The sequence below is a fragment of the Aquimarina algiphila genome (assembly GCF_007489275.1).
In the GTDB taxonomy this organism is placed as follows: domain Bacteria; phylum Bacteroidota; class Bacteroidia; order Flavobacteriales; family Flavobacteriaceae; genus Aquimarina; species Aquimarina algiphila.
The window spans coordinates 20,410-31,924 of sequence record NZ_VLNR01000074.1 but is presented as its reverse complement, the minus strand read 5'-3'; the positions used below and the strand labels follow the sequence as shown (position 1 = coordinate 31,924).

5 protein-coding genes and 1 pseudogene are annotated in these 11,515 nt (G+C 32.4%); 3 read left to right on the top strand and 3 right to left on the bottom strand.

The features are described 5' to 3' along the window. A pseudogene (locus tag FOF46_RS32725) lies at positions 1 to 112 on the top strand (IS982 family transposase); the annotation flags it as partial. Positions 113 to 551: 439 nt separating this feature from the next. Here FOF46_RS32725 and FOF46_RS25415 read toward each other — a convergent pair. Next, the gene (locus FOF46_RS25415) at positions 552 to 1,901 is read right to left on the bottom strand and encodes a family 43 glycosylhydrolase (RefSeq protein WP_143918407.1); all 1,350 of its coding nucleotides are present in this window, start codon (positions 1,899 to 1,901) and stop codon (positions 552 to 554) included. Positions 1,902 to 2,197: 296 nt separating this feature from the next. Here FOF46_RS25415 and FOF46_RS25410 point away from each other — a divergent pair, with 296 nt between their 5' ends. After that, positions 2,198 to 3,709, top strand: a complete 1,512-nt coding sequence (locus FOF46_RS25410) for a sulfatase family protein (protein WP_143918406.1) — start codon at positions 2,198 to 2,200, stop codon at positions 3,707 to 3,709. A gap of 201 nt (positions 3,710 to 3,910) precedes the next feature. Here the strand turns inward: FOF46_RS25410 and lacZ are convergent, their stop codons facing one another. After that, positions 3,911 to 7,075: a beta-galactosidase, LacZ type gene (gene lacZ, locus FOF46_RS25405; RefSeq protein WP_143918405.1), complete on the bottom strand. Its 3,165-nt coding sequence runs from the start codon at positions 7,073 to 7,075 to the stop codon at positions 3,911 to 3,913. A gap of 83 nt (positions 7,076 to 7,158) precedes the next feature. Beyond that, positions 7,159 to 9,267 carry a glycoside hydrolase family 97 protein gene (locus tag FOF46_RS25400; RefSeq protein ID WP_143918404.1) on the bottom strand — a complete coding sequence of 703 codons (2,109 nt, stop codon included), beginning with the start codon at positions 9,265 to 9,267 and terminating at the stop codon, positions 7,159 to 7,161. Between the two features lie 484 nt (positions 9,268 to 9,751). Between FOF46_RS25400 and FOF46_RS25395 the strand changes: the two genes are divergently transcribed. Beyond that, a complete protein-coding gene (locus FOF46_RS25395) occupies positions 9,752 to 11,326 on the top strand; it encodes a solute:sodium symporter family transporter (RefSeq protein ID WP_143918403.1) in 1,575 nt (524 codons plus the stop codon). Positions 11,327 to 11,515: the final 189 nt, after the last annotated feature.

Sequence of the window (11,515 nt, the reverse complement as noted above, 5' to 3'; positions counted from 1 at the left end):
GGGATTTAAAAATAGAATCTTATCAAAGATCACAGCAATGACCATTATTCAATATATCAATAGGTTTGAATTCAACAGAAATATAAACAACCTAAAAATTAATATTAACTAAATGCACAACGGGTTATTGAATACATATTCATATCATAATGAAAGAAGACATTTATTATTATAATGAAATATGTAGTCTTCGACAATACTTTATAATGACGAGAAAAATATATAAGTGTTTCATTAAATAAATAGAAAAGTAAAGATTTTTATTGGATTAAACTTTACTAATTCAAATAGACAACGATAGAATATATTAAAATAAAAAAAACGTAAATATTATAATGATGAAACCACTATATAATTACTATGTGTTTAATGATTTGTAAAAAGATAGGGTTAATAGCCTTATTGGCGTTAAGAAAAAGAAAAACCTATCCGTTTTTGTGTTAATTTGATATGAATTTACCTAATGGAGTGAACTATTGTTTTTAATTCGTAGTTTTTTAGTATTTGATTCATTGAGAATAAAAAATACTAATAATGGTTATATTTAATGTCTATTCGAACTTAATCCAATCTATATTATATAAATATCCTTTAGAACCTTTAAAAGTGACAAATAAATTTTTCACACCTTTGGTTTGATTTATAAAAGGTACAGTAATTTCCTTCCAAGAATCCCATCCGCCAGTATTTTCAACTTGTACTTTTGCTAGTAAAAGACCTCTTGGGTTATCAACTCGTATTTCCATAATTCCTCCTTTAGAACCACTAGCGACCCGAGCTGTCAGTTTATTTTGCTTTCCTTTTTCAAAAAGAACATTGTCAAATTGGACCCAACCATATTCTTTAATATAATCTATTTGCCAACCTTTTGTGGGTTGATCTTTTAATAAGCTGATTTTAGCATTAACCAGATCGTTGTAGCGATCTAATTGAATAAGGTCACCCGCTTTTGGTGTTCCAATTCCACGTAAAGTGGCGACTTTTGGAACAATACTTCCGTTTTTGTTAAATACAATTTCATCTGCTCTCATTGATCTTAATCTATTGTGATTGCTTAATGACCAATAATGATAAAATAGATACCATTTTCCTTTGTATTCAACTATAGAGTGATGATTTGTTCCATTATCTATATTTGGCATAATTACCCCTTGAAACTTGAAAGGACCCATAGGATTATCGCTAGTAGCATATTCTATTTCATAATTATTTTGATTTACACGACCCCAAGAGAAATAGTAGATTCCTTCTCTTTTAAACATAAATGAGGCTTCTCTATATCCCTCTTCAGGAATTCCTATAATATTTTCTGGTTGACCTTGTATTTCGGTCATATTATCTTTTAGTCGAGCTACTTTTAAAGCTCCGGTACCTTTTCCTCCTCCATAATAGATATATGCTTTTCCATCATCGTCTACAAATGGATTTGGATCAATACCTTGAATTCCTTTTATATAATTTTTTTCCCAACTAAAAGGTCCTGTAGGGTTATCAGAAACACCAACGCCGATACGTCTTAATGCACTTTTGTCTGCAGGTATTCCTGGGTAATAATAGTAATATTTACTCCCTTTTTTAATACAATCTGGAGCCCACATTCCAAACGTATCTTTAGCTCCCCAGGGAACATCATTTTGATCTAAAGCGACACCATGATCTTTATAGTTTATCATATCTGTTGTAGAAAAAATATGATAATCTGGCATACAGAAACCATTGGATCCTTGATCTTCTGTACAACCTTCGACATCATGAGATGGATAAATATAAAGTATATCATCAAAAACACGAGCTGTCGGGTCTGCAGTATATATATGTGTTACCAATGGGTTTTGAGCCATTAAACTAGTAGTGGTAAACAAGATTAAAAATGCAGTACAAATTGTTTTAACAAAAGTCATTCACTATTTCTTAGTAATTAATTTTGCTAAAATCTTAATAGATTCGAAATGTAGGTATAACAAATGAGTAAAACCTTATGTTGTATGATTTTGGTTTACATTAAAAAGTTTTTTAAATAAAGAATTTTTATAAGTTCTACTTTTAAAATGAACATAGAGTAGTCGTTGACTTTAATTTCTTAATGAGTATTGATTAATATTCTCTTTATTTGATTAAAAGAACAACAGAAAAACACATTACTCATAACCTTATCTGCTTTTTTGAATTAATTTGTTGATTAAAATATATATAGATCATGAAAAGTAGATTTTTTATTAGCATATTAATTGTCTTATCTTCTTTGGAAGCTTTTTCTCAGGTTAAACCAAAGAAACCAAATGTAATTGTGATTTTGGCTGATGATATTGGTTTAGGAGATATATCTGGTTATAGAAGAATGCATTCAAAAAAAATTATAGTAGAAACTCCACAAATAGATCAATTAATGCAAGAAGGAATGGCATTTACAGATGCCCATTCTCCTACTGCGCTGTGTGCACCTTCTCGTTATAGTATAATGACAGGAAATAATACATACCATAGCTATGCACCTTGGGGTGTTTGGGGGTCTTATGAAAAATCACCTATTAAAGAGACTGATTTAACTATGGGGAAATTAATGAGACAAGCAGATTATAATACTGCTTTTTTTGGAAAATGGCATATGGGAGGTGATTGGTACCGTAAAGGAAGTACAACAGAAATTTATAGAGGACCTCGTTGGAAAACTCAAACAGATGTTGATGTAACCCAAATAATAAGTTCGGGTCCAAAACAAAATGGATTTGATTATAGCTTTATGTATCCTGCAGGAATACAAGATGTTCCTTATACAGTTTATGAAAATGAAAAATGGTTTCCTTTAAATAAAAATTCTAAGATTGGTTTAATTACTCAGAAAAAGATGGATAAATTAAAAGTAAAACTTGATAAGGATGAAGGTTTGGGAGACACCGAGTGGAATCCCTTTGATATGGGGCCTCTTTTAATTAATAAAGCAGTTGATTATATTAATAGAGCAAGTACAGAAAAACCTTTCTTTATGTATTACTGTACGCAAGCAGTCCATAAGCCACATACACCTTCTGAGTCACTTAATGGTAAAAAAATTAAGGGTACTACTCCTGTATATCATCTTGATATGATTGCAGAACTGGATGCTCAAATGGCAATGCTTGTTGATGCATTGAAGAAAAAAGGTGTTTATGAAAATACAGTAATCATTTTTACATCGGATAATGGGGGTTTGCCTTTTAAAGAAACGTTGGCAACAGGACACAGACCTAGTGATATTTACCGTGGCGGAAAAAATCAAATTTATGAAGGAGGACATCGGGTTCCTTTTATTGTTGTTTGGCCGGATAAGATAAAACCAAATTCAAAATCAAGTGCATTAGTATCGGGCACAGATATTATGGCAACAATAGCTGCCATATCAAATAAAAAATTGTCTAAAAATCAGGCTATGGATTCTGCAAATTTGTTACCTGTGTTTTTAGAAAATTCAGAAAAAAGCTCAAGAAAGGTATTATTAATTCAAGGGGGAACTGCCAAAAACGTAGCGTATAGAGAAGGGGAGTGGAAATTAATAGTTAAATATAAAAAGGAAGAAATAAAACCCATAGCACTCTTTAATCTAAATACATCCCCTGGCGAAAAAGAAGCAGATAACTTGATTAATTTACCTAAATATAAAGAGAGAATTAACAGAATGTTTTTGAGTTATACCAAAATTAGAGATACAAAGACACCGAGTAGAAACTTATAACTACAATTAAAGGTTGATAGTGCCATTTTAATGTGAGGGATTTTAGTATCCTCTAAAAATAAAATTCATTCTTAGAGGCTAATATCAGGTTAAAGGGATATTTATTAAACATTCCTTTAACCTGATCTTGAATTAATACTTCCAGTACTGTTAAAAGCAGAATGAAGTTTGAGATAATTGGATTTTCCAATTACAAAAGGATTATTGTACAGAAAACAAAAATGAATAATCATATTCGTTTTTGTCTAGTCTATACTCGGGTTGTGCTATCGCTTTTTGACTCCAACTATCATCTCCACCAACACCCAATTGTCTATAATCGATATTTAATGTAAAAAAATCCTCATTTTTTAGATCATAGGTATGTGTGGCTTCTTCTAAGTTTTGTTGTGAATATGGCCAAATAGAAAAATCAATGGTTGGAAACCCTTTTATTCGTAAAGATTGCTGCTGCTCGCTGATAAAATCTACATACCGTACATCGCTTCTATTTCCATTTTCTTGTGGATAAATATAATCAAAGGCTAATTTGTCAGTTTCACAAGTATGTAACTCCAATTTCCCACTTTCTTTTCTATCCCAATAATTTTCATATGGACCTTTGCCATAATAACTGGTATTTTTGAATTGTTTTGGAATTGTAGTCTGCATTCCTAAACGAATGAATAGTGGTGCGGTATCTGGTTTGTTTATTTTGAAACTGACTTTGACTCCGTTTTCTAGGAAACGGTAAGTAAATTCAAATTTTGAATCAAAAGTAGAAGTACCTTCAACTATAATTGATTTTTGGCTTTTTTGAGTGCTAATCTTTTTAATAGAAAGGTCTTCTGAGAATGATTTCCATTGTTGTGCGTCTTTCACAATCTTATTTCCACGAGCTCTATCATTATCTGTAGATGCACGAACTAAATTGGGCTGTAAAGGGGACAAAATCATAGATTTCTTATTAGACTCATATGAAGTGATAAAACCTGTTTTTTTATCGACTTTGATTTCATATTTGGCTGTAGTAGCTACAATATATTCTTCGTTTTCTACAAATGTTACGTTGCTAGGTGTTTCTTTTATTTCTGAAGTTAATTTTGATAATACAAAATCTTCCCATGCGATTTCATACCCAGCATCTGCAAACATAGTTTTGTCTTTTAAAACAGCATTAATACGAATACTATATTCAATATTGGCTTCTTTAGTAAAGTTATCTACAGGAATCTTAATTATTTTTTCGGATGTAGGTTCAATATTTAGTTCTGATAATTTACCTACTTGTATTGTTTTTCCGTTGGCTTTTAATGACCAGTTAAACTGATACTCTTTTAGGTTTGTAAAGTGATGCCAGTTCTTAACTTTTATGCTAAATTCGTTATTAGGTACTGCAGAAAACTCGATGGGTTGAAACACTTTTTTACATTCGTATAATGCTGGTTTTGGACTTTTATCAGGATTAATAATTCCGTTAATCAAAAAATTAAAACGACGAGGATCAAACCCAAAGTTTTCATTGGGATCATTTCCATATCCCCAATACGATTCTCCTTTCTTATTTTTTAATAGAATACCTTGATCTATATAATCCCAAATTGCACCTCCAATAATTCTGGGATTACTACGAGCGTCATCCAAATATTCTTTAAGACTTCCTAACGAATTTCCCATGGAGTGCATAAATTCACAGTTTATAATTGGGCGATTATCATTAGGGTCTTTGGCAAATTTTCTTAGAGTTTTTGCAGGAGCATACATTCTACTAATAACATCTACATATGATCTGTCTCTTGGGTTTAGAATATTGGTCAAATTATCCATATCTCCTTGCTTAATATATTTTGGATCGGTTGGATCTCCCTGAGCACCTTCAGAATGAACCAAACGGGTAGGATCGTAATTTTTAACCCATCCAGACATTGCAGCGTGATTTGGACCAGTGCCAGATTCATTTCCTAAGGACCAAAATATAATTGATGGATGGTTTTTATCTCGCTCTACCATTTTTATTGCTCTATCTAAAAATGAGTATGACCATTCTGGTCGGTTAGATAGTTCCCCACGCAATCCATGTGATTCTAGATTGGCCTCATCCATAACATAGATACCCAATTCGTCGCAAAGGTCATAAAGGTATGGATCATTAGGATAGTGACAAGTACGTATCAGGTTCATGTTATTTTGTTTCAGGATAGTAATATCTTCAAGCATTTCTTCGCGGCTTACAGTTTTACCACCTGTTGGGCTATGATCATGTCTGTTGACTCCATACATGATTATGCGTTTTCCATTTACAAGTAATACTCCATCTTTAACATCTATTTGTCTAAAGCCAATTTTTGTACTAGTTGCTTGAACTACTTTTCCTTCCTTTTCTAAAGTCAATATTAATGTATACCTATTAGGGTTTTCTGCACTCCATTTTTTTGGATTAGTAACCTCTGTTTCCAATAAAGCAAAATATACATTGTCTGTTTGCGGATACCATTCGTCAACTATCTTTTTTGCTGAAATTTCTAAAGGCTTTTCTAACACTGCTTTTTCACCATCTAATAAAGTTGCTTTTACGGTATAGCCATCTATTTTTACATCGGGAGCAATATTTAATTTGGGTCTGAGTTTGAGTTTAGCATTTTTATAATTTTCATCTAATGGCGTTTGTACAAACACATCGGAAATCGCAATTTTGGGCCAGGCCTGTAGGAATACCTCTCTAAAAATACCACTCATTCGCCAATTGTCCTGATCTTCTAAATATGCACCGTCACTCCAGCGATATACTTTTACAGCAATAGTGTTCTTTCCTTTTTTGATGTATTTGGTGATGTCAAATTCTGAAGTCGTATAACTCCCTTGATTATATCCTACTTCTTGCCCATTGACATACAAATAATAAGCATTTAATACTCCTCCGAAATTTATAAGTATCGTTTTATCTTCCCAATCATTGGGTATAGTAATTGTGCGTTTATATGAACCTACTGGATTATGATTATGATCTATATAAGGTTGGTTGTTAGGAAATGGATATCCCGAATTTACATAAGTCATCTTTCCATACCCTTTCATCTCCCAACAGGACGGTACATTGATATCATCCCATTTAGACACATCATAGTCTTCTTTATAAAAATCATTAGGAGCATCTGCAGGTTTATGTACCCAGTTAAATTTCCATATTCCATTTAGTGACTTGTACCAGGGAGAATTCTCTCTGTCCAAAGTTTTGGCTTGCTCAATAGTAGGGTAGGAGTACAGGGTAGCCCTTGATGGGGCTCTGTTTTTCTGAACAACCAATGGGTTTTCCCAGTCATTGGCGTATTGTGCTTGGATATTTAGAGTAATAAAAAATAAGAGAACTATTATTGATAATGATTTCATTGTTGAATACTTGATATGTGATGTAATTATCTTGGTCTTTTATGATGTATTAAAAGACCGAGATTAGATTACTATAATATTTGTTATTTTATTTCTTTAAATGCGATGGCTTGTCCTCCTCCGGGAGCCAGTTTTAAAGTCATTTTATTTTTAGAGGTAACTTGCTTTTTGGTAACTTCAAAGATTTCTGGATTTTCTAACCAGTGTGCATCTTCTGCATCGGCATAAATGGTAGCTTCATAGGTTTTGTCTTTAGATAGAAAAGATAAATCAATATCTAGATTACGGCCATTTTCATCACTAATACTTCCTAAATACCAATTATCAGTTCCTTTTTCTTGTCTTACTACGGTATAATAATCTCCAATCTTCCCATTTAAAACTTTAGAATTTGACCAATCTGTAGGAACGTCCTTGATAAATTGAAAAGCGGCATTACCTTCATAGTTTTCTGGCAAATCCGCTGCCATGGGCATTGGGCTATACATAGTTAGGTAATATGCTAACTGTTTACAAATTGTTGTTTTTACTCTAAATGGTACTTCGCTCCAATCTCTCTTGCCTAAGAACATCTTAAAAACTCCCGGAGTATAATCAATTGGGCCTCCTAGTATTCGGGTAAAAGGTAATACAACACCATGTTCTGGTTGATTTCCTTTGCTCCAGGCATTATATTCTTGTCCTCGAACACCTTCTCGAGCCATAAGATTTGGATACGTTCTTTGTTCTCCTGTAAACTTAATGGGTTCATGATTTACAATCATGAGTTTGTATTCTGCCGCTTTCTGAACCATTTTTTTGTAGTGGCGAACCATATATTGTCCATGGTGATGCTGTTTATATGTCTTTTTCTCTGTATCATAGTTAACATCACCGGTATATCCTACTTTGATTGTTTTAATGCCAAGATCACTACACATTTTGTACAATTCATCCATAGCGGGTTCATAATGATCAATATCAGATATTGTTTCATGGTACATCATCATGCGTACTCCTTTTTCTTTGGTATAATGGCACACTTCCTCAATATTAAAGTCATCTGTAGATGTTTTCCAATCAAATATGCCATATCCTGTCCATGATCCTTCCATATCATCCCAACCTTTATCCCATCCTTCAATTAGAACATCTGAAATTCCGTGTTTAGCAGCAAAGTCAATATGATATTTTGCATTTTTGGTATTGGCACCATGTGGCTTTGTAATGGGTCTGCCAAATTGAGTTTTTTCTGCCCACGCGGTTTTTCCAATATGTAGTTCCCACCAAATACCAATATATTTATACGTTTCTATCCAACTGGTGTCTTCATATGCATTGGGAGGATTTAGATTCATAATCATATCAGACTCCACCAGTCCTCCGGCATTTTCTGAAATCTGAATGGTTCTCCATGGAGATTGAAAAGGCGTTTTTGCTCTTACTAAATCTCCGTTTAACCAAGGAGTAAGATGGGCTTTTAGTTTAGAGTTATCTAATGTGTTTAGTAAGTTCATTCCCGCATAGTCGGTTAGGTCGGCTTCATGAATACTAATAACCAGATTGTCGTTAACCTCAATGGTGGTTGGAGTATTAGCCATATTAGCTCGTTCTTCTTTACCTGGTCTTCTCCAAAACTGAATACTATCTCCAATTTTACTAATAGGAGAGTTGTAGTACTCTTTTTCATAATTATCATAATCCGCAAAATTCCACCATGCTTTATAATCATCTACAAAATCAAATTCTGTAAGTTCATCCATTATGATAAAATCTTTTAAATTTTCTTGTTTTGGAAATACGTATCTAAAAGCAATACCATCATTATATGCTCTTACAACTACATCTAATAATAGGTTTGTTTCTTTTTGTTTTAGATGTAAAGTAAGTTCATTATAATAATCTCTTACTGTTTCTCTTTGTCCCCAGACTGTTTTCCATTGCGTATCATGAGTGGATTCTTCAGAAGAAAGAATTTTAAAATTATTTTTTAAAGAATGTTTCTGTAATTCAAAACCTAAAGCTGATTTTTTTATAAACTCTACATCATTATGCTGGACATTATAGAATAGAACCCCACTGCTATCTACAACAAAAGAAAATTTGTTTTGTTGATCAGGAGACTGCAGATTGGTAATAATCCTTTTTTCTGTTTTTGATGTACAGCTAATAAAAATAATTAGTATGGAGATTATAGAGATATATTTAGTCATCAATAATTTGTTTTTAAATAGCTTTAGTAATTGTACTTATACTTTCAATTAGAATGTATTAACCTAAAAAACGCACTACTTGGATTTATTAGATTGAGACAGAAATGACTTTACCCTTCATAAAAGTATTATCTAAAAATATATTCATAACCTGTAATAATGCATTATTAGATAAAATTACCTTTGTGTGGTTATAAATAGTATTACAGATGGAGTAAATCATACAACATATGTTGTGTTAATGTTTTTTAAAGATGAAAAATGGAATTTTTGGTATAAAGAAATAGTATCATTGTAGCTTTAGTAACGCTTTGATAAATGTTTGGCTACAGATTTTTTGTTTAAATACCACAATATTCCTATTAAAATAAGTAGTGATTAAGAAAAAATTATAGGTAAAAAGACATATGTTCTACAGATGTAAATAATGCATTGATATATTCGTTGCTATTACAAAATAAAAAATTAACAGAATTAAAATATTATGGGAGTTATTTCATTTATAGGATTTACATTATTAGTAGCAGTGATATCATACTTGGCCACAAGGAAAACAAATGAGAATACCTCAGAGGGATATTTTTTGGGAGGAAGAAGCCTTACCGCGACAGTGATTGCTGGTTCTTTGTTGTTGACAAATCTTTCTACAGAACAAATTGTAGGACTAAATGGAGATGCATACACAGATGGTATTTTGGTAATGGCCTGGGAAACATTAGCAGCTATTGCAATGGTTATTACAGCGATATTTTTATTACCCAAATATCTAAAGGGTGGAATCTCAACTCTTCCTACTTTCTTAGAAAGACGTTTTAATAGTACTACCAAAGCACTAACATCTGGATTATTCCTTACAGGGTATGCCGTTGTATTATTACCAATGGTACTTTTTACAGGGTCAAAGGCAATTAGTGGAATGTTTGGAATCCCAGAAATGCTTGGAGTAAGTGATTGGGCTGCTGTTTGGATTTGTGTATGGGGAATAGGTATTATTGGTTCTGTCTATGCAATTTTTGGTGGTTTAAAAGCAGTTGCTGTATCTGATACGATAAATGCAGTTGGTTTGCTGATAGGAGGTCTTTTAATTCCTGTTTTTGGATTGTTAGCTATCAGTGATGATGGTAGCGTTTTTGGAGGATTGACTAAATTAGCAACTGATCACCCTGAGAAATTTAATGCAGTTGGAGGTCCAGATTCATCTATTCCATTTGCAACTATTTTCACTGGTATGATGCTAGTACAGTTATTCTATTGGGGTAGTAATCAGCAAATTATTCAACGTGCACTTGGAGCAAAAAACTTAGCAGAAGGTCAGAAAGGTTTAACACTAGCAGCTTTTATCAAAATATTAGGTCCTATCATTGTAGTTTTACCAGGGATTATCGCTTTTCATAAATATGGTCCAAATTTAAATACCAGTGATGTATATCCAAAATTGGTTGCCGATGTATTACCTGATGTATGGGTTGGATTTTTTGCAGCAGTATTATTTGGCGCAATTTTAAGTTCATTCAACTCTGCATTAAATAGTTGTGTAACTTTATATGGTGTTGATATTTATAAGCAATTTATAAATAAAGAAGCAGGAGATAAGAAGATCGTAAAAGTTGGTAAGCGTTTTGGGGTTATTTTGGCTTTCTTCTCTATGTTGATTGCTCCGTTCTTAGTGTATGCCGATAGTATTTTTGGATATTTACAAACGGTAAATGGAGCATATAGTATCCCAATTTTAACAGTTATTGTAATTGGTTTCTTGACAAAACGAGTACCTGCATTGGCTGCTAATGTGGGAATAATATTTGCTTTTACTGTTTATGTTGGGTATATAATTTTAGCTAACGGATTTGAAGCAACAGATCTACATATGTTACATATGCAAGCGATTACGTTTGTGCTAACGGTAATTATTATGTTGGTAATCGGAAAACTAAAACCAAGAGAAGATGATTATGTACAAACATATACTAAAGAAGTAGATGTAACACCTTGGAAATATGTTAAGATAGTAGGTGTGCTGATATGCTTGGTTGTATTATCCACTTATGTGATTTTTAGATAATATTAAATAATACGTTAGATACTAATATTTTCTATCTAATATGAAACAAAACCCTTTACTTTTCTAAGTAAAGGGTTTTGTTTTGATTGACATTTCTCAATATAAAATGAATCAGTGTATATAAATTAATGACAATATAGTTTAAGTATAGGTTAAAATAGAATAATATTGATGAGGCTAATCTAACGT

Coding starts and splice junctions, on each gene's coding strand:
- FOF46_RS25410 (WP_143918406.1), top strand. CDS start 2,198: ATGAAAAGTAGATTTTTTATTAGCATATTAATTGTCTTATCTTCTTTG.
- FOF46_RS25395 (WP_143918403.1), top strand. CDS start 9,752: ATGGGAGTTATTTCATTTATAGGATTTACATTATTAGTAGCAGTGATA.
- lacZ (WP_143918405.1), bottom strand. CDS start 7,075: ATGAAATCATTATCAATAATAGTTCTCTTATTTTTTATTACTCTAAAT.
- FOF46_RS25400 (WP_143918404.1), bottom strand. CDS start 9,267: ATGACTAAATATATCTCTATAATCTCCATACTAATTATTTTTATTAGC.
- FOF46_RS25415 (WP_143918407.1), bottom strand. CDS start 1,901: ATGACTTTTGTTAAAACAATTTGTACTGCATTTTTAATCTTGTTTACC.